The 22,177-nt window shown below is 47.5% G+C and carries 22 protein-coding genes and 1 riboswitch; of the genes, 6 read left to right on the top strand and 16 right to left on the bottom strand.

What is annotated here, in order from left to right:
- Positions 1-12: 12 nt before the first annotated feature.
- The 3 genes from K8U60_RS19065 (at position 13) to K8U60_RS14035 (ending at position 2,539) form a co-directional block, all read left to right on the top strand.
- Entirely contained in the window at positions 13-135 is a 123-nt protein-coding gene (locus tag K8U60_RS19065; protein WP_263298676.1) for a hypothetical protein, read from the top strand.
- 108 nt (positions 136-243) lie between these two features.
- On the top strand, positions 244-1,503 hold the full coding sequence (locus K8U60_RS14030; protein WP_411730369.1) for an MFS transporter: 1,260 nt from the start codon (positions 244-246) through the stop codon (positions 1,501-1,503).
- Positions 1,504-1,651: 148 nt separating this feature from the next.
- Positions 1,652-2,539 (top strand): MerR family transcriptional regulator, encoded by an 888-nt coding sequence (locus K8U60_RS14035; protein WP_223641086.1) that lies wholly within the window; start codon positions 1,652-1,654, stop codon positions 2,537-2,539.
- 62 nt (positions 2,540-2,601) lie between these two features.
- Here K8U60_RS14035 and K8U60_RS14040 read toward each other — a convergent pair whose 3' ends face one another.
- A complete protein-coding gene (locus K8U60_RS14040) occupies positions 2,602-2,787 on the bottom strand; it encodes a hypothetical protein (RefSeq protein ID WP_223641089.1) in 186 nt (61 codons plus the stop codon).
- Between the two features lie 94 nt (positions 2,788-2,881).
- Positions 2,882-4,180, bottom strand: coding sequence for an NCS2 family permease (locus tag K8U60_RS14045; protein WP_223641092.1), 1,299 nt, complete (start codon positions 4,178-4,180; stop codon positions 2,882-2,884).
- 440 nt (positions 4,181-4,620) lie between these two features.
- Here K8U60_RS14045 and K8U60_RS14050 point away from each other — a divergent pair, with 440 nt between their 5' ends.
- The gene (locus K8U60_RS14050; RefSeq protein ID WP_223641096.1) at positions 4,621-5,214 is read left to right on the top strand and encodes a nuclease-related domain-containing protein; all 594 of its coding nucleotides are present in this window, start codon (positions 4,621-4,623) and stop codon (positions 5,212-5,214) included.
- 308 nt (positions 5,215-5,522) lie between these two features.
- Here K8U60_RS14050 and K8U60_RS14055 read toward each other — a convergent pair whose 3' ends face one another.
- From K8U60_RS14055 to K8U60_RS14090, 8 genes are all read right to left on the bottom strand, one after another.
- Entirely contained in the window at positions 5,523-5,729 is a 207-nt protein-coding gene (locus tag K8U60_RS14055) for a hypothetical protein (RefSeq protein ID WP_223641099.1), read from the bottom strand.
- Positions 5,730-5,829: 100 nt separating this feature from the next.
- Complete coding sequence (locus K8U60_RS14060; RefSeq protein WP_223641102.1) at positions 5,830-7,041, bottom strand: NupC/NupG family nucleoside CNT transporter; 1,212 nt, start codon at positions 7,039-7,041, stop codon at positions 5,830-5,832.
- Positions 7,042-7,204: 163 nt separating this feature from the next.
- Positions 7,205-8,632, bottom strand: a complete 1,428-nt coding sequence (locus K8U60_RS14065) for a DHA2 family efflux MFS transporter permease subunit (protein ID WP_223641106.1) — start codon at positions 8,630-8,632, stop codon at positions 7,205-7,207.
- A 108-nt stretch (positions 8,633-8,740) separates the two neighbouring features.
- Positions 8,741-11,788, bottom strand: a complete 3,048-nt coding sequence (locus tag K8U60_RS14070) for an efflux RND transporter permease subunit (protein WP_223641123.1) — start codon at positions 11,786-11,788, stop codon at positions 8,741-8,743.
- 100 nt (positions 11,789-11,888) lie between these two features.
- Positions 11,889-12,134 carry a hypothetical protein gene (locus tag K8U60_RS14075; protein WP_223641126.1) on the bottom strand — a complete coding sequence of 82 codons (246 nt, stop codon included), beginning with the start codon at positions 12,132-12,134 and terminating at the stop codon, positions 11,889-11,891.
- 120 nt (positions 12,135-12,254) lie between these two features.
- Positions 12,255-13,421: a TraB/GumN family protein gene (locus tag K8U60_RS14080; protein WP_223641129.1), complete on the bottom strand. Its 1,167-nt coding sequence runs from the start codon at positions 13,419-13,421 to the stop codon at positions 12,255-12,257.
- A 132-nt stretch (positions 13,422-13,553) separates the two neighbouring features.
- A complete protein-coding gene (ypfJ, locus tag K8U60_RS14085; protein WP_223641131.1) occupies positions 13,554-14,399 on the bottom strand; it encodes a KPN_02809 family neutral zinc metallopeptidase in 846 nt (281 codons plus the stop codon).
- A 59-nt stretch (positions 14,400-14,458) separates the two neighbouring features.
- Positions 14,459-15,070 (bottom strand): class I SAM-dependent methyltransferase, encoded by a 612-nt coding sequence (locus K8U60_RS14090; protein WP_223641149.1) that lies wholly within the window; start codon positions 15,068-15,070, stop codon positions 14,459-14,461.
- A gap of 105 nt (positions 15,071-15,175) precedes the next feature.
- Positions 15,176-15,354, top strand: a riboswitch (Lysine riboswitch).
- A 130-nt stretch (positions 15,355-15,484) separates the two neighbouring features.
- Between K8U60_RS14090 and dapA the strand changes: the two genes are divergently transcribed.
- Positions 15,485-16,375, top strand: a complete 891-nt coding sequence (dapA, locus tag K8U60_RS14095; protein WP_223641152.1) for a 4-hydroxy-tetrahydrodipicolinate synthase — start codon at positions 15,485-15,487, stop codon at positions 16,373-16,375.
- A gap of 48 nt (positions 16,376-16,423) precedes the next feature.
- Here the strand turns inward: dapA and K8U60_RS14100 are convergent, their stop codons facing one another.
- The 6 genes from K8U60_RS14100 to K8U60_RS14125 all read right to left on the bottom strand — a co-directional run bounded on the left by K8U60_RS14100 (position 16,424) and on the right by K8U60_RS14125 (position 21,016).
- Positions 16,424-17,266 (bottom strand): STAS domain-containing protein, encoded by an 843-nt coding sequence (locus K8U60_RS14100; protein WP_223641155.1) that lies wholly within the window; start codon positions 17,264-17,266, stop codon positions 16,424-16,426.
- A gap of 118 nt (positions 17,267-17,384) precedes the next feature.
- Complete coding sequence (locus K8U60_RS19120) at positions 17,385-18,323, bottom strand: GGDEF domain-containing protein (protein ID WP_223641158.1); 939 nt, start codon at positions 18,321-18,323, stop codon at positions 17,385-17,387.
- 13 nt (positions 18,324-18,336) lie between these two features.
- Positions 18,337-19,137, bottom strand: coding sequence for an alpha/beta fold hydrolase (locus K8U60_RS14110; RefSeq protein WP_223641161.1), 801 nt, complete (start codon positions 19,135-19,137; stop codon positions 18,337-18,339).
- 281 nt (positions 19,138-19,418) lie between these two features.
- On the bottom strand, positions 19,419-19,688 hold the full coding sequence (gene rpsN / locus K8U60_RS14115) for a 30S ribosomal protein S14 (protein WP_223641165.1): 270 nt from the start codon (positions 19,686-19,688) through the stop codon (positions 19,419-19,421).
- A 48-nt stretch (positions 19,689-19,736) separates the two neighbouring features.
- Positions 19,737-19,886, bottom strand: coding sequence for a 50S ribosomal protein L33 (rpmG, locus tag K8U60_RS14120; RefSeq protein WP_142826743.1), 150 nt, complete (start codon positions 19,884-19,886; stop codon positions 19,737-19,739).
- Positions 19,883-21,016, bottom strand: coding sequence for a GTP-binding protein (locus K8U60_RS14125; protein WP_223641168.1), 1,134 nt, complete (start codon positions 21,014-21,016; stop codon positions 19,883-19,885). The genes rpmG and K8U60_RS14125 overlap by 4 nt, the downstream gene beginning before the upstream one ends.
- Positions 21,017-21,350: 334 nt before the next feature.
- Here K8U60_RS14125 and K8U60_RS14130 point away from each other — a divergent pair, with 334 nt between their 5' ends.
- The gene (locus tag K8U60_RS14130; protein WP_223641171.1) at positions 21,351-22,172 is read left to right on the top strand and encodes a YsnF/AvaK domain-containing protein; all 822 of its coding nucleotides are present in this window, start codon (positions 21,351-21,353) and stop codon (positions 22,170-22,172) included.
- Positions 22,173-22,177: the final 5 nt, after the last annotated feature.

The raw sequence follows: 22,177 nt of genomic DNA on the forward strand, positions 1-22,177 counted from the left end.
ATAATTGTGCTTATGAGCCTCGGCAATGTGCTGAGTCCTTTATCGGCCGGACTGCTGACCATCACCTTATTGATCGCCGTGGCTTGGCGCAGTTCATGCGCAGCCAAAACGCTTGCTTTGACTCAAAGCGAATGAAACAGCTGAAGCGGAATCTCTGGTCTAGAGATTCCTTTTTTTATGGGTTTAAAAGTCAATAATCCGTTCAAGTCTGTTCTATTGACAAGAAGTGGAAGCTCAAATAATATGGAAAAGCTGAAGAAAAAAACTTCGTATAAACACATAGAAGAAAAGAGGAAATCTGTCATGTCTGCAGACCAAAAAAAGAAAATTTTTATCCTGATGATCAATATGTTCATCGCCATCGCAAGCTTTGGAATCGTCATCCCGATCCTGCCTTCCTATCTGGAATCCATCAACCAAGGCGGTATGGCGGCAGGTTTGATGATCGCTATTTTCGCCGCTGCCCAATTCGTCTTTTCTCCGATTGCCGGAAAATGGGCCGACCAATATGGACGCCGGAAGATGATCATTTACGGCTTACTCGGTTTAACGATTTCCATGTTCGTCTTCTACGCTTCTGACTCTATTTGGGTATTGTACTTATCCCGTGTCATCGGTGGCGTGGGAGCAGCGATGCTGATCCCCGCTATTTTCGCTTATATTGCAGATATCACGACCTTTGACCAGCGAGCTAAAGGAACCAGCCTGGTGTCTGCCGCCATGTCGCTGGGGATTGTCGTAGGGCCTGGCATCGGCGGATTTTTAGCTGATTATGGCTTGAAGCTGCCATTCCTTGTCTCTGCATTGGTATCCCTGGGCGCAGTACTCTTTTCGGTCATCTGGCTGAAGGAACATGATGCAACAGATGCCAATCCTGTATTGGCTGCTACATTGACTGATGAGGAATCCATGTTCACTAAAATCGGCCGCTCCACCAAGATGCCGTATTTCATTCCATTGGTCATTACACTCGTCATGAGCTTCGGCTTATTGGCATATGAATCCGTAGTTGGCCTGTATCTGGACAATCAATTCAACTCGACCGCAAAAGACATCGCCTTCATGATTACCGCAACAGGTGTCGTCAGCGTTATTGTGCAATTGTTTATTGTTGACCGGATTGTTCGCCGTTACGGAGAAGTTGCCATCCTGGTTGCGTTTCTGGGTGTTGCGGCATTCGGTTTCCTGATGTCCCTGTTCGCGGGAAGCTACATCATGTTCTTCGTTGTTTCATTGGTGATCTTCATGGCTACGTCCATTTTGCGTCCAGTCTTGAATACCTTGATTTCGAAAATGGCTGACGGTGAAGTCGGCTTCGCCATGGGCATGAACAACGCCTATATGAGCATCGGGAATGTGATTGGGCCATTGCTTGCAGGTGTCCTTTACGATATCAATATCATTTATCCATTTATTTTGGGTCTGATCATGTTGATGATCACCATGTTCATCACGGTCTCTTGGCAGCGTTCGCGCGCCGCCAAAGCTTCTGCAGCTGTATAAAGATCCATTAATGATGGGCTCTCTCCGGAGAGTCTATTTTTTTTCATCCTTTTTGTCGAATTATGTCTCCAGCTTTACGGGTCTGTCTATACGTTGTATAATATTTGTACAACACCTAACCATAAATCTATAGAATGAAGGTAATGCTATGTATAATATTAAAGCAGCTGCCAAAATCTTAGATATGCCGAAAGTGACAATCCGCTCGTGGGAGACGCGTTACAGTGCGATTACGCCTGCCCGTACGGAATCTGGACACCGCTTGTATTCGGATCAAAATCTGGAAGATTTGAAATGGCTAAAAATACAAGTCCAGGACAACGGCATGAAAATCAGTGAAGCTGTAAAAAAGCTTCATGCTTCACGCAAGCAGTTCATCGTACCGAATACTGAACTCCCTCAAAAAGAAGCAATGGAATACGAAGAACAAATAAATCAACTTTTTCAGGCTGCTGCCGAGATGGATACGGAACGTTTCAATTATTTGCTGGATCTTCATTTTTCTTTATTCCATCACCAAACAGTCTTTTTTTATATCATCGCGCCGTTGATGGTGCGTATTGGAGAGGCTTGGGAAAATGGCGTCATCAGTGTGGCTCATGAGCATATGATCACCCACATCGTCCAACAACGCTTCAATCAATTTTTCCGTGTTTTCCCGGTTTCCCCTAATCTGCCGAAAGTCATGGCGCTCAGCCCAAGCGGTGAACAACATCAATTAGGCTTGCTGCTATTCACTTTATTCCTGCGGGAGAACGGGTTTTCGGTCGTTTACATTGGACCGGATACACCTCTCGAAGGCTTAGAGGAAATGGTCACCAAACAGAATTTCAAATTGATGTGCATGTCCATCGCCTCCCCCAAACTCCTGCCGGTAGCTAATAAGTACATTGACGCCTTAGCTAAAGCCAACCCTGAAATGCATTTTATCCTCGGGGGACAAGGCGTCGATTGTGAGCAGACTGAAGGCAACCGCTGGTACTTGGGCAGCGATGTCAAAGTTTGGCAGCAATGGCTGGATCAACAAAAATTTTAGCAACATGCAAAACGCCCTCAAATCGATGATTGAGGGCGTTTTTGTATAGATTTTTTATAAGTTTATTCCCAGTCGAGGTCTTGATAGTCTTTCTGGTAAGTTCCGTTGTCCGTTACTTCTGAATGGTAGAGCGCTTTTAAGGCAAAGCCTTTTTCAAGCTCCATTTCCTTCATCAATATTTTCAACCGCTTCTTCAATTCCGGATGATCGCTGACCAACTGCTCCATTTTGGATTTGGTGTATTTCATCTTTATCCGCTCCTTTTGGATCTTCTTCTTTCATTGTACACTGCTATAGAAAAAAACGCACTTGCTTCAGCAAGTGCGCTACTGTTGACGGGTCTCAACCCAAAAAATGAAACACGAAATTTGCGAGGAACAAGCCAGCAATCACAAACAGGGTCAGCGAAACTTCACGCCCTCTGCCAGTTGCGATTTTCAAAATCGGATACAGGATGAATCCGAAAGCGATGCCGTCCGCAATGCTGTACGTAAACGGGATCAATGCCACAATCAACAGAGCCGGAAAGCTTTCGGTCATGTCCTTCATATCGAGATTCTTGATGTTCTGCAGCATCAACCCGCCGATGATGATCAGAATCGGCGCAATTGCGCTATCCGGAATCAGTTTGATGACGGGAATGAAGAACGAAGCGACCAGAAACAATAAGCCGGCCGTAATCGTCGTCAATCCGGTCCGGCCGCCTGCAGTCATACCTGCAGCACTTTCGACCGTCGCCACTGTTGGGCTCGTACCGAAAATACCGGATGTCATCGCTGACACGGAAGTCGCCTGGAACGCGCGGCCAAATTTCTCCGGGCGCTCGATGAATGCCACTTGTCCGTGGACAAGGCCGATGTTTTCAAACACCAGCACCATCGTCAGCGAAAATACCGCGACCCAAAACGTCATGGACAGGATGTTGCCGAACGACAATGCGCCAAATACCGCAAATGCTTCCGTCGCGTTGATCGATGATTCGTTCATACTGCCGAAGTCGATTAGGCCAAAAAACGAAGCGATGACCGTTCCCACCACAATCGTGATCAGGAAATTCCCCGGCACGTTGCGGATGAACAACACGATCGCGATAAGGAACGTCAGCACTGTCGCCAGCACCTGCGCTTCCGCAAGTGAACCGAGCGCCAGAATCGAACTCGTCCCCCGCTCCACGATACCGCCTTTCTCAAGGCCGATCAGCATCAGGAATAAACCCAGTCCAACCGTAATCGCTTCTTTCAGCGAATGAGGCACTGCCGCGCTCAGCATTTTCGCGAAACGCGTGAATGCCACCGCCACAAAGATCACGCCTGAAACAAACACGACCGCCAGTGCTTCCTGCCACGACAAGCCCATCGACTGGACCATGGTGTATGAGAATAACGCATTGATTCCCATACCGGGCACCAATAAAATCGGCGCATTGCCCCAAAATCCCATGATCAGACAGCCAAAGACCGACGCCGCAATCGTTGCGACAATTGCCGCTTCAAGCGGCATTCCCGCTTCCGATAAGATCAGCGAATTGACCGCGATGATATAGACGACCGTAAAAAAGCCGACCAATCCCGCTGTCATTTCGCGTTTGACCGTTGTATCGTTTTCCTGAAGACCAAAATATCGGTCCATCCAATTAAACATAGCCAAAACCTTCTATTAAATTAGCCCTCTCCCTACCCGCTCTGCCTATCGAAATAGGTAAGCCAAGATAGGAGTGTAATCTAAAAAGATTAGGGTGTCAAGAGGATATGCTTGATGGCGTAAATGGTTGGAATTTTTGAACGGTGGGAAATCTCTTCGAGCGAGTGTAAATCCTTCTAAACGACTGCAAATCTCTGCGAACGGCTGCAAATCGGGATGAGCGACTGCAAATCCTTTTGAACGATTGTAAATCTCCAAGAATGGTTGCATTTGGCTGAACAGCTTTGGTGTTGGTCGCTTTTCGCCTGCGAAAAGCCGGTATTCAGGTTTTTCATCGGCTCTTAAAATAAGATAGCCGCAAGGAAAGGAGCAATGCTATAATTCTATTAATTTAAAAAGGAGGGATTCATATAGTAGATTTATTACCGCGTGCGAAAGCATTGGAACTATTGCTAATACGGCTCGGCGAACATCATCCTCAACGGCCATTTATTGAGCGGGAACTCCACTGGGCCGCTGCTGGAACAAGAGGCGAAGATCGCCTGCAGAAAAAGTTCCACGAGTTCTATTCGGAGGAAGAATTCCAGATCCTTTGGGACGTCAGCTTGAAAATCGGCAGTTGGTCCGTTCAGATGGATGGCCTGCTGCTCACTGAGCGCTGCGCGGTCATCATCGAGTCCAAAAACATCAACGGCCAGCTCTATTTTGATGAAAAGACGGGCGAATTTTTCCGAATTAATACTGCTGGAGAAAAAACCGTCATGGAAGACCCTCGCGTACAGCTGAATAAGCATATCCGTTTTCTGAAGCAGTTCTTCCAAATGAAAAAAATAAATCTGCCGGTATCCGGCCTGATCGTTTTTACTGCCAAAGATTGCGAATTCGCGTCGAAACCGCATCGCGCCTCTATCTGCAAAACCTATCAAATGGTCGAATATCTCCTGAAGATCCTGCAGGCTTTCCCCCATGAAGCCGACAATAAGAAACTGGCGAAGATCAAAAAAAACGATTTTGACCAATCAAACCCCTTATAAACAAGCCCCTTTATGCACCTACTATTTCATCGACCCAAAAGATTTGCGGCCCGGCGTTTATTGCCGACATTGCAAGTCCCTGTCGATGCAGCGGGACCAACGCAGCTGGATCTGCAGCAGGTGCGGCGCGCGCGACCCTTCCGCTCATCTTTTGGCGATCCAGGAATACTTTACTTTTGTGGAGCTGGAGATCACCAATCGAAAGCTTCGGGAGTTTTGTGGGTTGGCATCTCGAACTGTGGCTAAACGCTTACTGACACGGCTGGATTTAGATAGCACCGGCGCCCTCAAAAATCGCGTCTATCATTTTAGAGAATAGTGAGAATGGAGCCCCGCAAATTGCGGGGCTTTTTGCATGATATTTTATGCAAAAATAGCTGAACGCCCATAAATCCGGCTGCACGACCATAAATTTTTTTGAGCGTCCACAAATCTCTTCCAACCGCCCACAAATCCATTTGACCGCCCATAAAATCATTTTCGCGCTCAACAGGCAATTTAAACCCGAAAACCAACCACCCAAAACCCCCAGAATACCCGCTTTCCGCAAGCGAAAAGCACTAAAACCTAAAAAAAAGGACCTGCAGCAGCTGCAGGTCCCTCACATTATCAAGTTTAGACGAACATTCCGGCGATGGCTGCGCTCAATAACGAAGCGAGCATACCAGCCGCAACGGCGCGAATGCCGAGGCGGGCGATGTCCGGGCGGCGGCTTGGCGCCATTGCACCAAGTCCACCAAGCAAAATTGCGAGTGAGCTCAAGTTAGCGAATCCACAAAGGGCAAAGCTGACAACGATGACGGTTTTAGGTGACAGGTCAGCAATTTCCGGAGCAAAGGCTGTGTACGCTACAAACTCGTTAAGCACCAATTTTTGTCCGATGAAACTACCCGCTTGGACAGCTTCTGCCCAAGGCACACCGATCGCCCAGGCAAGCGGTGCGAAAATGACACCCAGAATAGCTTGGATAGTCAGGCCTTCAAAGCCGAACCAGCCGCTGATACCGCCAAGCACCCCGTTCAATAATGCGATCAACGCGATGAATGCAAGAAGCATCGCACCGACGTTTAACGCCAGTTGAAGACCGTCAGACGCACCGCGTGCCGCTGCATCCACGACGTTGACCGACGTTTGGTCTTTTTCCATAACGAAGTCTTTTTCTTCGACTTCCTCTGTTTCCGGCATCATCATTTTAGCCATGATCAAACCGGCTGGTGCAGCCATGAAGCTTGCAGCAAGCAAGTATTCAAGCGGTACGCCAAGAAGCGCATATCCCGCCAAGGTCGAACCGGCAACAGATGCCAGTCCACCCGTCATGACAGCGAACAACTCAGATTTGGTCATCCCCGCGATGAATGGTCGTACCACAAGCGGCGCTTCCGTCTGGCCGACGAAAATATTCGCTGCAGCTGAAATCGATTCCGCTTTACTGGTTCCAAGAAGCTTCGATAACGCGCCTCCCAGAAGTTTGATGATAATCTGCATGACACCAAGATAATAAAGTACTGAAATTAAAGAAGAAAAGAAAATGATGATCGTCAATACTTGAAAAGCAAAAACGAAACCGAATCCTTGTGTATCCGCCGCTGGGCCGAATACAAAAGCGATTCCTTCACCTGCATAATTGATGACGTTCTGAACCAGATTCGAAAGACCCAAAAGGAGGCTTCTGCCGAAGTCCCATTCCAACACCATAAATGCAAACGTGATTTGGATGGCTAATCCGCCGAGAATTGTCCGTGGCTTAATAGACTTCTTGCCGCTTGATAATAGGAAGGCGATTCCGAGAACAACGAATACGCCAAAGATGCCCCACAATAAATTCACAACTTCACCTCATCGGTATATTTTTTATCAGAAAATTAAGCAAATAATATGTTTAACTCCACTGTCGTCAGACATCTTACCAAATCTAGCGAAAGAAGTAAATGGCTATCGTGTGACAAAATGATAACGCATTCATCAGTTTTTATTCCATATACAATTCTTCTTACTCGCCTTTATCCGCCGCTTCCATCCCTGGACCGGTTTTTCTGAGGAAAAACGCCAATCCAACACCGATGATGCTCAAAATACCGACGACGATAAACGAAATATTGACCCCTCGTATCAGGCCTTGCACGCCGTATTGATCAGGATCCAGCGCAGTGCTTGTCATGACGGTCACCAGAAGTGCCGTCCCGATTGAGCCCGATACCTGCCGCATGGTATTGCTCATTGCCGTGCCATGTGGAATCAGCCGTTCAGGCAGCTGATTGAGGCCGGCCGTTGTCACCGGCATCATGACCATCGCTACACCGAACATGCGGATGGCATGCATGACGGTTAAATAGAGGAAAGAAGTGGTCGCGGTCAGCACCGTAAATTGGAAAGTCGACACCGTCACGATCGATAAGCCCACGACCGCCAGCCACTTGCCGCCAATTTTATCAAAGACCCGGCCCGTGATGGGGTTCATCAAGCCCATGATGATCGCTCCCGGCAACAGCATCAGCCCCGATTCAAGCGCGGTAAAACCGTGCATGTTCTGCATATAGATCGGCAGGATGGTGGCGCTGCCGATCATGGAAATGAAAACGATGACACTTAGGATAGTGGATAAAGTGAAAATGCCGTAGGAAAATACACGAAACTCCAAAATCGGCTCATCCAACCGGAATTGCCGGCGGATAAAGAACACTAGTGAAATGATGCCGACGATAATGGAAACAGACACCGCTGGACTGTCCCAACCGAGCGAGCCGGCACTCGAAAAGCCATAAAGAATTCCGCCAAACCCCAGCGTCGACAGGACAATCGATAAATAGTCCAAAGTCGGAAAGGTTTGCTTGGTGACGTTTTTCAGGAAGAAGTACGCCAAGATCAAATCCAGCAAGGCAATCGGGATGACGATATAAAACAGGGCGCGCCATGGGTATTGGCCGACGATCCAGCCTGACAACGTAGGGCCGATCGCCGGAGCAAAGGAAATGACCAAACCGAACAAGCCCATCGCCTGCCCGCGTTTTTCCACCGGGAAAATGATGAACAACACTGTCTGGGTCAACGGCATCATGATCCCTGCTCCAGCCGCCTGGACAATCCGGCCGACCATGAGGATCGAGAAGCCCGGAGCAAAAGCACAAATGATCGTGCCGGCCGCAAATAAACCCATCGCCACAAAAAACAGGTTGCGCGTCGAAAATTTTCCGATCAAAAAAGCGGTGATCGGAATCATGACGCCGTTGACCAGCATAAAGACGGTCGTCAGCCACTGTGCCGTATTTGCAGAAATACTTAAATCATCCATGATATGCGGCAAAGCTGTCGCGAGTAGGGTTTGATTTAAAATAGCCACAAAAACCCCAGCCATCAGCACCGCCAGGAAGGGCCCTTTCGCAATATCGTTTTCTGTTTCCTTCTGCCGGATTTCCATCATCGCCTCTTCCCCCTAAGATCATCTTTACTTTATTGCTTACCCCTTCACTTTCCAAATATTCACCGATATAAATAAAACTGCGCAGCCCAAGGGCAGCGCAGTCGCTAGTTATTCTGTAACTTGATTTCTGCGGCGGTTCACACGATAGAACACCAAGTACAATGATGGAATCATCACCAAGGTGAACAAGCTTGAGAACGCCAATCCGGCAATGATGGTCACTGCCAGTGGTTCAAATAACGGATCGCCCGACAAAGCGACCGGCACGAGTGCAATGATCGACGTAATCGAGGTCAATAGAATCGGTTTGATGCGGGCATAGCCTGATTCGATGATGGCTTCTTTGATATCGAAGTCACCCGACAAACGGCGCGCTTCCACAAAGTCGATAAGAACGACCGCGTTGCGCACAACAATCCCCGTCAGGGAAACAATTCCCATAACACCCAGGAAGCTGAGCGGTGTCTGTGTCAGGAACAAGCCTAGAATCGCACCGGAAATACCCAAATACACGGCAATCAACACAAGGAATGGCAAGCTGAATGATTTAAACTGGAAAGCGATGACCAGGTAAACCAACAGGAGCACGACCAGGAACAGCACGCCGATTTCCGCAAAGAACGCTTCCTGATCCGAGTTCTCGCCGCCAGTCGACAATTCATAGCCTTCCGGCAGTGATTCACGTTCAGCATCCACTACATCCAGCATTTTGTTTTCAAAGTCATCCACTTCACCGAATGCGCGAAGCGTGATGGAACGATCGGCCTGCTTATGTGGAATCTGAGCCAAGCGATCTGTTTCTTCAGCTGTCAGCAACTCATCCATCGGCACCAATTGCGGCGGCCCTTGTTCAGCGAGTGAAGGAACACCGAACTGAGACAGGTCAATCGGTTCCCCGTCTTCAATGCCTGATTGTTTCAGGTACACTTCGTATGGCATCTGCCCTTCGTAAATGGTGTACAACGGCACACCCTGCGTCAGAAGCTGCAGCTGGTTGGTCACCGAACTGAGCGCTATATTATTTGTCTGCAGCGCATCCTGGTTCGGTACGTATTCGATCGCCGGCACCGGATCTCCCAGATTGTCCGTGACGATGGTTGCGCCGTTTTCAAGCATCTGCTCTTTCAGTACATCACGAAGCGACTCTAATTCCTCGATGTCCTCACCTTTAATGTCGACGGTGACTGGAGCACCAACAGGCGGCCCTTGGACAATCGTATCCAGGAAGATTTCAGCCTCCGGGAAACGGTCGCGCAGCTCCGACTGCCATTTGCTGATGAAATCTGCAGCCGTCGTGCTTTCACGATCGATCCGGAACGCTACCTGGCCAGTATTGCCGCCAGTATTGTCCATCGATGCGGAGAACAGGTTCGGCAAACCTTCACCGGCGAAAATGGCTGTTTCCGCCACATTGCCATCTTCTGAAGCGACCTGCTCAGTCAAGTCTGTCAGGAATACATTCGTTTCTTCAATAGTGGTACCTTCCGCAAGGCGGACATCCATCGTCACCTCTTCGCGGTCAGCTGCCGGGAAAAATTCAAATGGCGTAAAGAGTGCAAGGGACAATAAGCCCGTCGCTACCAATAACCCGCCAACGCCTACCAAAATCGGGCGTTTCAAGACGCCGCGCAGCACTTTATTGGAATAGAACAAGGCGATTTTCTCGAGTGGTTTCCCTAAAAATCCGGGAGTGTCTGAAATTTTCTTCGCTCTTCTTTTCGTTTTTAAGTATTGCATCATTGGCACCAGCGTAATCGACAGCACGGTCGAAGCCAAAATGGTGGTGATCAGAATGCTTGGCAGAGCTTTGATGAATGCCCCGTTGCCGCCCGACAACAGCAGCAATGGCGAAAACGTCACGACTATCGCCAAACTGGAGGAAATAATCGACGGGTACACTTCACGGACGCCGGTGATGGCTCCATTGAGCGGCGAATCCCCTAATTTATAGCGCCGCTGGATATTGTCGTTGACCACGATGCTGTCATCAACCAGAATCCCGATGGCAATGATGAGGCCGATGACCGAAATCTGGTTTAAGTCGACACCCATGAACGGAATCGGAATCATGCCGATCAATACGGAAGCCAGCACGGTCAAAGCAACTGCAAAAGCTCCGTACAAAGTCAGGCCGGCTGTGGTGACGATCAAAACTGCCAGCACCGCGATGGCCAATGAAACATACAAGCTATCAAAAATCGTGTTGACATTATCCGCTTGGGATTCGTATTTTTCTGCCTGCACACCTGCCGGCAGCGTTTCGGTGAATTCTTCAATTACTTCTGAAACATTTTCGTCAACAGAAGGAACATCCTGCTCTGTCTGCAAAAAGACTGTATAGGAAATCGCAGGTTCTCCTTCGAAAGTGACGATATCCGCAGTTTCCTGGTCTACCGTTTCAATGGTCGCCACGTCAGCAAGCGGAACCGCTGCTCCACCCACCTGAAGCTGTTCCAGCTTTTCGATGCCTTCACTTTGCTGAATGGTCAAGGTCACCTGTTCATTGCCATTGTCATGGGTTCCGAGCGATAAGGGCTGGTTGGCCTGCTGAAGCGATTCAAGCACTTCGAACGGCTGCAGGTTATTGGCTGCCAGTTCTTCACTGTCCAGTTCGATGAGTACTTGTTGCGTGTTCAGCCCTTTTACCGTCGTTCCCGCAACACCCGAAACGGCTTCCACTTGATCTGACAAATCGGATAACGCATTAGCCATAGTGACCAGCTCTTCTTCATCTCCATAGAACATGTAGGAGACCAATGGGAAAGTCAGATCCAGCTTTTCAACTGTGGGTTCCTGCGCTGTATCGGGAAATCCCGAAGCCGCACTTCCCGTCTGCTGCTGGATGCTGTTGATCAGTTCATCCGGATTTTCACCGTCCTCAAGTTCCAGGGTGATGATGGATGCCGAATTGGATGATATGGACTGCATGGATGAAATGCCATCCACTTTCTGGATTTCACGCTCCAACGGGTTGGTGATGGATGTCTCCACTTCTTCCGGCCCCGCTCCCGGCAAAATCGTCGAAACCAGTACCAGGCTCGACGGTGTTTCCGGAATTTCACGTTGAGGCAAGGTCAGGAACGTGTAAGCTCCTATTATTGAAAGGATCAGAATCAGGAAAATAAATAATTTGCTGCGCTCTAATATGTAATTCATCAGCTTTGCCCCTCTACTTTTTGTATAACAATTGTATAACTGTGATTTTGAAAATGCCAGTATAATGCACAGAAAAACCGGATGAAATTTCCATCCGGTTCTACAAGCTCTGCATTTTTTGCTGTTTCATTAGAAAAGCGGCGATAAACAACACCAACGGCAACAGAATACACAGTCGGAACCAAATTCCTTCTCCACCCATAAAAATGAGCAGCATCGGTGGCAGCAAAGCGATTCCGCTCCAGGCAAGTGCTTGCCATGACTTCCTCCAAAGACCGACAATTGCCAAGACAATTCCACCAATGACAAGCGACCATAAGACAATCCCAACTAAAAAGAAGCCCACCTTTTCGCGCCTCCCCATTCGTCAATCTTCTATTTAATCTATACCCCTTTTTGAAAAATAAACATCATCCAGTAAAAAAAAAACCGGACAGCAAATTCAGCTGTCCGGTTGAAAAATCGATTATAGATTCTGGAAAAACAAGCGGATGACATCTACACCGCCGATGACATTACCGGCCGCAGTACCAATATTGGTCAACACGACGACCAGCAGGACACGCGTTACTTTATTGTCCCAAAATCCTTTGAGCGTAAAAACGTCTTTCGACAATGTCTGGAAATCTCCGACATTCGGCCGACGGATATAGGCTTGCGCAAGTCCGGAAAACCAGCCTGCGGCCAAAAGCGGGTGCAAGGCGCCGATCGGTCCACCCACAAAAGCAGTCAGTATGGCCAACGGATGGCCGAATGCTGCAGCGGCTCCAATAGCTCCGAGACAAGCTGTCCATAAAATCCAGCTGACGGTCTGATCAATCCCAGCTGCGGGATTGTTCATGAATGTAATGGCAATCATGGCGACAAGAGCCAATGGAATGGCCCAGCCGATGATTTTCGGCCACTTCGATTTCGGTGGAACTTTTGATAATTCCGCCAAATCATGTTCATTGTGGACTTCCTTGATAATCCCCGGAATATGGGCAGCACCGAGGACTGCGACAACTTTTTTGCCCGGTGCTTCTTTGATTTTCTGCGCCAAGTACTGGTCCCGTTCATCGATCAGCGGTTCTTTCAATTTAGGGAAGGACTGGGTGAAATCATCCATGACCGCATTCAGGGTATCCTGGGACTTCATCTTTTCCAGGTCCTCTTCCGAAATCGTCTCTTTGCTGAAGATGCTGAAGAAGACCGAAGTCAAGAGCTGTGCTTTCCCCATAAAGCCGATATTTCCCCAGATGCGTGAAAATGTCACCTGAATATTGCGGTCAGCCAGCACCAATTCCGCGCCTGTTTCTTTAGCTGACGCAATTCCTTGGATCATTTCCTGGCCAGGCTTGATGCCGAACTGATCTGCCAGGCGATTCTGAAACGAGGAAATTGCCAGGTTCATCAGCAGCAGACTGGCTTTTTTGTCTTTGATGACTTTAAAAATGTCCGTTTCTTTCCACTTACTGCCTTGTGTGACCGATTCATAGCGCTGTGCATCCAATTCGATGCACACTGAATCGGGCTGCTCAGCTTCAATAACCTCTTTCACCTGTTCCGCACTGAGCTTAGAAACGTGTGCCGTGCCGATCAGGATCAATTCTTTATCGCCGTATTCTATGCGTGTAATATTATCTTGCGTCATGTTGTACTTCCTTTATAGAACTGAATTTCTTTTCAATTATAGATGAAAAGACTGTCTATTCTTTATAATGAATCACAACAGCGAAAATATCAATGCCGCACCCTTGGATTTCTGCCAAAAAGCGCTTTGGAATCACAAGTCAGTTGCATTGAAGGTATCGCCCTCTTTGAGATTTCCCGCCTGAAAGCCTTTATAGAACCAGCGCTGGCGTTGCTCGGAACTGCCGTGGGTAAAACTTTCCGGGACTACGTAGCCACGGGAGCGCTGTTGGATTGTGTCATCCCCTACCGCGCTTGCCGCTGTCAACGCTTCCTCCAGATCGCCTTCCTCTAAATAACCCATTCCCTGGGCGTGATGTGCCCAGACACCGGATAGATAATCCGCCTGCAGCTCCAGGCGAACCTGTATTTTATTGTATTCTTCTTCACTTAACTGGTTGCGGAGAGGCTGCACTTCTTCCATGACGCCAAGCAGATTTTGGACATGGTGCCCTACTTCATGCGCCACTACATAAGCCATGGCAAAATCACCGGGTGCCTGAAACTGATTCTGCAATTCATTGTAGAAGCTCAAATCGATGTATAGCTTGTAGTCGCCGGGACAATAGAACGGACCGACGGCGGCACCTGCCGTTCCGCAGGCTGACTCGACGCTTCCGGTATACAGAACAAGGGTCGGTTCAACGTACTCCATGCCTTCTTCTGCAAATACTTCTGTCCAAACCTCTTCGGTATCGGCCAAAACGACCGATACGAATTCAGCCAACTCCTCTTCTTCCTGCGTCGCTACATACGGCTCGTTTGAAGTTGTTCCGGCCGATCCGCCTAATTGATCCAGGATAACGCCCGGGTCGCCGCCCAAAAACGCCACCAGCAGAACAATCAAGATGCCGCCGATGCCTCCTCCTGCAACCATGGCGCCGCCTTTCCCTCTTCGGTCTTCAACATTTCTGCTGGCTTTTCTGCCTTTCCATTCCATATAGGGTCCCCCGCTTCAAATTTGTTTTTAGTTAAAGCATACCCATTATCGCTTGTCTTCTAATCCATATGTGGCAGCCGGTATATTAAAAAACGTTCGCGTGGCTCTTTATGGAAACCGAGCAGCTGAATTTCCTCCACTAACTCAAAGGCCGTACTGTTTTCCAGGAAATCACTGTATTCCTGTGGAGGAAAAAACAAAAACAGTTCCACCATCCGCGGATTTGTTTCGGCAGAGCGCAAAACCTTATTAATAAAACTGATGAATACCTGCACTGAGAATGGATTGAAGAAATAAAATTTATTGTCCCGCGCATCGATTGGATAATCCTGTGCCAGGCAATTATAGAAGGCAATGCTCTGCTCAGCGCTTTTATGTTTTTTTGCATAGTTCTTTTTGTTTTCCAAAGCTTCGGCGTAGAATTCCGGATTCATCTCAATGCCCGCACTTTCCACACCAAATAGATGATGGGCATAAAAATTCAGCCGCCCTTTTCCAGACCCAACATCCACCAGCCGGTCTCCAGAAGACAAGCTGTACTTATCGAACAGCCTGTCCAGCAGCTCATAAGGAGTTGGTTCATATCGGTTATGGTGCAGGGAATCCGTGAAACCCTGCTGATTTCCTGCAGTTGCAATATTCAACCGGCGGTCATGTAGCTGTTCGTTCATCCGAACCCCTCCTTTTTCATAAGATTTTACGTTTTTCGTCTTGCAATTGACAAGGAAATTTGTTATAGTACAGCTAATTAAATATTTCTTGCTCCAGCTTTTATGGAGTAGGATAGAGGCGCAAAAACCATCAGTACGCAAAACGAGGATGATGAGATCCATTGACGTTTGCCGAAAGGGGGATTTGCCGAAGTGGCGGAAATCTCATTTTTCCGTGCGCTGGGTCTGCATTCAATAAATGCAGGACTGTCATATAGGAAACTATATGGAGGGCTATCTGATGCACAGGAACGAATGTTAAACATTGTTTCTACTGCAGCAACGGGACCCCCCTCGTTGCTGCTTTTTTTGTTTATTCCTGACTGGCCCCTCACCTCTAAGTTTCGACAAAAATTAGAAAAGGGTGTGTTCATTATGAATTTCGGCCAAGTAATTACAGCAATGGTGACGCCGTTCGACCAACATGGAGAAATCGATTTTCCGGCAACACAAAAACTGATAGAGCATTTGATCGCAAACGGTTCAGACGGCCTTGTCGTCGCAGGAACAACAGGGGAATCCCCAACTTTATCGACAGAGGAAAAAGTGGAGTTATTTGAGTTTACCGTCAACACAGTCGCCGGACGGATTCCGGTAATTGCAGGAACCGGTTCCAACAATACACGAGCTTCCATCTCCTTGACGAAACAGGCTGAAGAAACAGGCGTTGATGGGATCATGCTGGTCACGCCTTATTATAACAAGCCTTCACAGGAAGGCATGTTCCAGCATTTCCAAGCGATCGCCCAGTCTACAAGCCTGCCGGTCATGCTGTACAACATCCCAGGGCGCAGTGTGGTCAATATGTCTCCAGAAACGATCATTCGCCTGTCCAAGATCGACAATATCGTTTCTGTCAAAGAAGCGAGTGGAGACTTGGACGCTGCTGCAGAGATCATCGAAAAAACACCGGCTACATTTTCTGTATACAGCGGCGACGACAGCCTGACCTTGCCGCTGCTGTCAATTGGCGGTACTGGCATCGTCTCAGTTTCCGCGCATATCATCGGCAACGATATGCAGGACATGATCACCAGCTTCAAAACAGGCGATGTGAGCACTGCTGCTGCTATCCACCGCAGACTGGTGCCGACGATGAAAGCATTGTTCGCTGCACCTAATCCATCTCCGGTCAAAGCGGCACTTAACATGAAGGGGGTGGATGTTGGCGGTGTACGCTTGCCGATGATTCCATTGACCGAAGAAGAAACTGTCACTTTACGCAAGTCATTGCCTGACCTGCATTCTGAAGCTGTAACTAACTGACTACTAAAAAAACGCTGGAGCCTAAAGGCTTCAGCGTTTTTTTTAGGGTCAATTAATTTTCATCTGATGAAGCACGCGCTTCAAACTGCCGCCGATCTCCAAGTCCTTCAAATCGACTCCGATTTCCGTGAGTGTCCGGGCAATTTCCGGACGGATGCCGGTCAGAACCGAGCGTACCCCGACAAGCTTCAGCGATCGGATGATTTTGATGATCTGCTCGGCTACCATCGAATCCACTCTCACCACTCCCGAGAGGTCCACAATCAGCACTTTGATTTTCAGTTCATTTGCGGCAAGCAAAGTCTGTTCCAGTATATAGCGCGCCCGGTCAATTTCAATGCTTCCCACTAACGGTAAAATCGCGATCTGGTCACTGACAGGGACGACCGGTGCGGAAAGTTCGAGAAATTCTTTTCTTGCCAATTTCAATTTCCGCTGATAAGAGGCCGTGTAGGCTTGGGTATACGAATAAGCTGCATGATCCAGTAGAGAATGGAAAAATTCCATGACATTAAAAAGAAGCTGAAGTTCCATGTCTTTTCGAACCGCTTCCGTTTTAATGATTGTTCCGATATGTTTGCGGTAAAGTGATGTTTCTGCGAGCGCTTCTTCAAGCGACCTTCCCGTTTCAAGAAAAAAGTTCCCTGTCTTTTCTCCCCATTCTTGAATATCCGCGTAGACTTTTTGTACATCACAACTATTGCTGATCGACTTTCCGATAAGTTCCACAAAATCGATTCGAGTCTTATTGACAATGTCGATAAAAGCTTTGTTCATTTCAAGCTGCTCCATTGGAACATCCCGGACCGCTTCTTCATGAATCAATTGAGCGATCAATTCTTTATCCGCTGACACCCGTTCACCAAGCAATCGATTCTTATTTTCCATCATTACCCCCAAAGGTGAAGATATTTTCATATGCCATTATTATAGCTCTTGAGCCGGTGATTGTAAGGAGTTTTCCGCATAAAAAACCACCCGTTTTAAAAACGGATGATTAGCTCAGCTTTTATTCGATTCCAAACACACAGTTTCTCCCATTGGCCTTGGCTTTATAGAGAAATCCATCAGCCCGCGCCAACAGGCTATCCACTCCATCTCCAGCTGCATAAGCTGCGGCACCGATGCTGACCGTGACCGGCACGTGCTGCCAATCAGCTGTTTCCATAAGATTGCATAAAGTATTGCCGAGTTTAAGGCTTTCCTCTATTCCGGCATCCGGCATGACCACCACGAACTCTTCACCACCGAGACGCGTTACAATCCCTTCAGGTCCTACTTCCGTTTCCAAGCGCCAGGCTAATTCCTGCAGCACGGCATCCCCCATCAGGTGTCCATATGTATCGTTGACTTGCTTAAAATGATCGATGTCCAAAATCAGGACAGCCACTTTTCTGCCATTTTCCGCCTGCGCTAAAAACTCAGCGAGCCTTTCTTCCAAGTAGCGGCGGTTTTTCAAGCCTGTCAGCTGATCTGTCGTAGCCAACTGCTGCAGTTTCCGGTTAAGATCCATCAGCTCCTGCTGTTTGCATTCCACTTCAGCCAGTAAGGCCTGCAGTTTTTCATAAGCTTCTGCTGTTTCCCGGTTGATTTGTTCTGCATTGCGTTTGGCCAGCAGCAACTCTTTTTCATATTCTCCTCGGACGCTCATCTGAATCAAAGCACATTCATAAAATCCGTCTCGTTCTGCCGTATTCATCAGCACAGGCATTGGACCCTCGTCACTTTTCAAGGTCAAAAACATTTCATTTACCGTCCCGTGCATTTTAATGGAGGGCGTAAAATAGGTCTGGAAATAAACCCGCGAAGCGATTGTCAATAAATCATGCATATGCTGTGGATTCTTTACCCCGGTCATCTTCTGCAGCGTTTTGTTCATTTCGACGATACGCAAGTCCTGGTCCAGAACTAAATAACCGCAAGGCGCCCTATCGAGTTGCTGTTCCACTGTATCCACTCCTCTATTGTTTCAGGTATGCCTTGATGTATTTGACCGTTTCTCCTGAATCACTCAGGTGTGGATTATGGCCCACAGCCTCCATTGTGATCATTTGGCTGCCCTTGATGTGGTCGTGGACATATTGCCCAACTTCCAGCGGCGCAATCGCATCGAACTTCGGCTGGAGAATCAACGTAGGAACTGTTACTTGATCCAATTTGTCTCGGAGATCCGAAGTAAATGTCACTTCCGCGAATTGCCGGGCAATCAGTGGGTCATTCGAACACAACAGTTGCTCAAAATCCTCCGCCAGCTGAGGGCGCTCTTCATTCTGCATAACCACAGGCGCCAAATATTTGGCCCATTCCTTGTAATTGGTTTCCATCATATCCAGCAGTTCATCAATATCACTGCGTTCAAATCCGCCATTATAGCCCGGTTCATTCATATAATAAGGAGATGGTCCGATCATAATCATTTTCTCCATCAATTCCGGACGCTCAATTGAAGCCAGCATGCCGATCATGGCACTGACAGAATGCCCCACAAAGATTATTTCCTTAATCTCCAGCCCGTCACAGACATCCAACAGATCCTGTTTATAGCCGTTCAATGTGCTGTAGCGTTCTTTTGAATAAGCAGCCTTATCACTATTTCCCGAACCGATATAATCGAATGTGACGACACGGTAGTCCCCCTCAAAATCCTTAATCGTATTGTTCCAAACCTGCTGATCACAGCCAAAGCCGTGTCCAAACATTATTGTCTTTTGCCCTTGGCCCGTGACCCGAACATTATTACGCTTTAAAACATCCATTCCCATTACGTTTCTTGCCCCCTACGAAGATACCTATTGAAAGGATTAATATATTATTTAAAAGTAAAATATAACCTTATGATAGCATCAATAGACTCCTTTAACCGGGTATTACCTAAAAATATTCGCCCTACTTCGAAAAACCCATTCCTTTGAATCAGCTTCTTATACAACTAATAAAAGCAGCAGACTGGCGTCTGCTGCTTCCGAGGATATGGAACTTTCTTGAGCTGAACCAACGGCTCTTCTTTTAATGCCTTTAGAAGGATAATCTTAAAAAAATCGCCTCACCAGCTGGCCTTCTTCACACCTGGAATCCGGCCATTATGGACCAACTCCCTAAACACGATGCGTGACATCCCGAATTTACGCATAAAGCCACGCGGTCTTCCTGTCACTTCGCATCGATTGTTCAGACGAACCGGAGACGAATCTTTCGGCAAATCAGCTAAGGCCTGAACATCGCCTTTTTCCTTCAATTCTTGCCGCAGCTCTGCAAATTGTGCAACCATGGCCTGTTGCTTATGATGACGTGCAATTTTCGATTTCTTTGCCATTCTTTTTCCTCCTAAAAGTAATGATGATCATTTGGATTTTATAAAAAATTATTTTGTCTCTCTGTGAATCGTGACCTTTTTTAGACGCGGACTGTACTTTTTCAATTCAATACGTTCCGGATTGGTCCGCTTGTTTTTTGTTGTGCTGTAATTCCGGTCCCCGGTTTCTGTACATGCTAATGTAATATTGACTCTCATCTTTTTTCCTCCTCAAGTAGTTGAAATGCTGGAAGTGGGTCATAGAATGTTTTCCAATCCTGTGCAGTTTCTTCATCCGTCAGCAAACACAGATTCAGCCTGCTGACGATGTCCGCCTGGTCCATATCAATACCAATGAATACCAGCTCGGTCATTTTCACTCCTTTTTCCAGTTCCCATCGGCCCGCATGCTCAATGCCGAGTGATGGTCCAGCCTGGGACAGCAAAACAGCCGACTCGGTTCTTGTCGCCAACCACAAAAATCCTTTGGCGCGGACAATTTCCACCGGCCATTCCTTGACCCAATCCATCAGCCGTTCCGGATGAAACGGTTGCTGGCTCCGGTAAACAAATGAATCTATGCCGTATTCCTCGGATTCTGGAATATGCTCTTCATTCAGTTCTTTGATCCACCCCGCACTCTGACTCGATTTAACAAAGTCGAATAAACCGGTGTTCACTACATTTTTCAAAGCCACTTTCGAATGCTCGGTTTCAATTATCTGCGCATCCGGATTTAAAGTTGCAAGCAGCTCTTTCAATCGCCCCCGCTCCTCTGGGGCCACCAAATCTACTTTGTTCAATAAAATGACATTAGCAAACTCTATCTGGTCAATCAGCAAGTCTGAAATTTCACGGACGTCTCCTGCCGCTGCTTCCTGCTTTCTTTCGAGCAGTGATTCCCCCGATGCAAAATCCTGCCAAAAAGCATAGCCGTCCACTACGGTGACTAAAGTATCCAACCTACAGCTTTTCGTTAAATCAATTCCCATTCCATCATCCATATATGAAAAGGTCTGAGCTACTGGAAGTGGCTCGCTGATTCCCGAAGATTCGATTACGATGCAGTCGATGTCTCCACGAGTAACCAACTTCTCGACTTCCTGCATAAGATCTTCTCTCAACGTACAGCAGATGCACCCATTCTGCAGCCGAACCAGTTTTTCCTCTGTCTGTGAAAAACTCCCCCGCTCTATTAAATCTGCGTCTATGTTCACCTCACTCATATCATTGACAATCACCGCCATTTTCAACTCTTCTCGATTATTCAACAGATGATTCAATAAGGTCGTTTTGCCGGCTCCCAAATAACCACTCAAAACTGTAACTGGAACAATTTCCCCCACCATGCCACACCCTTTCTTTAAAGCCCTTAAATAGTAATGATTACGTTTTATATTGTATTAAAGAACGAGTGGTAAAGCAAGCCTTTATTTTTTAGTCTTTCAACCAGCTCCGTCACGGCAGGAATAATATTCTCCGTACATTTATTTTCGACCTTGTTTCACACGTTATCGCTTGTTCCACCAGTCTTTCTGTTCTACTTCACCAAACGAACATTGTTAGGAAAGAGAGTCCTTTCTACCTTTACTGGAACTTGCGGTGTTTATTCCGAAAAGCAACGGGGTAGATTATGATTACCTTACTTTACAGGTGATTTATCACTATTAGGAGGAATTGACCATGACAAACAAAGGAACAACATTCATTCAAGCATATGACGTACAAGCAGAGGTTCTGCATAAAATCGGTGAATTGAAAGCACAAGGGTACAACGAAGAGGATATGTATGTAATTGCGAAGCATGACGATCAATTATCCATGGTTCAAGGCCAGACGGATGTCCATTTGAATACGCAGCAAGACGATAACATGATGGGCAAATTCAAATCCTTCATTTCCGGAGAAGATTCCACTCGGGACGCCTTCACGCAAATGGGATTAGGAACCGGCGAAGCGGACGAATATTACCGCCAAGTGGAAAATGGCAAGCTCGTGCTTTATGTCAATAGCGATTATGGTACATCCTACAAACCATACAACGGCACTCAAACCGGTGCCGAAACAGCCAGTACGACTTCTGCCGGAAGCCCTGACGAAGAAGAACATCTGCGTCTTCACGAAGAGCGCTTGAGCGTCGACAAGGAACGCGTGCAGACAGGCGAAGTGAATGTCGGCAAGCATGTTGTGGAAGAGCAACAGACCATCGAGGTTCCTGTGGAACGTGAAGAAGTTTATGTAGAACGCCGCCCGGTAAACGAGGAAGTAAGTTCCACAGGCGGCGGATTGACCGATAAGGGTGCTTATGAAGACGGCGAAACCATCCATATCCCACTTTCCGAAGAACGTCTGGAAGTCACCAAAAAAGATGTCGTCAGCGAAGAAATTGTCGTCGGCAAACGTAAAGTACAAGATACGGAAGTTGTAAATGAAACCGTGCGCCGCGAAAAAGCGGATATTGATGAAAACGTAAAGTCCAAAAAAGATGATCGCAATTCATTTTAACGAGC

Source organism: Planococcus circulans, from assembly GCF_020023385.1.
GTDB lineage: Bacteria > Bacillota > Bacilli > Bacillales_A > Planococcaceae > Planococcus.